The organism is Micromonospora sp. DT229 (assembly GCF_049844505.1).
GTDB lineage: Bacteria > Actinomycetota > Actinomycetes > Mycobacteriales > Micromonosporaceae > Micromonospora.
Genome location: NZ_JBNCLD010000056.1, coordinates 1 through 630, shown reverse-complemented (window position 1 = coordinate 630; position 630 = coordinate 1). Strand labels below are relative to the sequence as shown.

The 630-nt window shown below is 72.5% G+C and carries 1 protein-coding gene; it reads right to left on the bottom strand.

Annotation, left to right across the window (positions count from 1 at the left end; translation table 11 throughout):
• Positions 1-152 precede the first annotated feature (152 nt).
• Positions 153-630 (bottom strand): hypothetical protein (locus ACLQ2T_RS29265; protein WP_425769580.1); only part of this gene is annotated, 478 nt, incomplete at its 5' end.

Sequence of the window (630 nt, the reverse complement as noted above, 5' to 3'; positions counted from 1 at the left end):
CCACCCGCGCCTTGTTTACTCCCGTGGGGTGGTTTGGGTATAGTCCTAAACCGCGGTAAACACTTTCCCGTCGCGGGCCCCCCGTATGGGGGCGGCCCCTCGACTGCGTTGCGCTATGGAATGGCGCACTTAGGAAGGATGTACCTGTGAGTTCAGGAGCTCAGGGCGGAGACCGTCCCCGGAGCCACGAGGGCCGGCCCGAGGGCCGTGACCGCGGCTTCCGCCGGGACGACCGCCCGTCGTACCGCGACGACCGCGACCGGGAGCGTGGCTCCCGCGACGGCCGCGGTGACGGGGCTGACCGTTCGCGGTCCGGCGGCTTCCGCCGCGACGGCGACCGCGACCGCGGCTACAGTGCCGACCGCGGCACCCCCCGCGATGGCGACGACCGGCGGGGTGGCTTCCGTCGCGACAACAGCGACCGTCCCGGCGGGGAGCGTCGCGAGGGCGGGTTCCGCAGTGGGGATCGCCGCGAAGGTGGTGACCGCTCCGGCGGTTTCCGAGGTGGTGACCGTCGAGAGGGTGGCTTCCGTCGCGACAGCGGGGATCGTCCCGGCGGCTTCCGTGGTGGGGATCGCCGTGAAGGTGGCGAGCGTTCCGGCGGCTTCGGCGGCGGGGATCGTCGTGAGG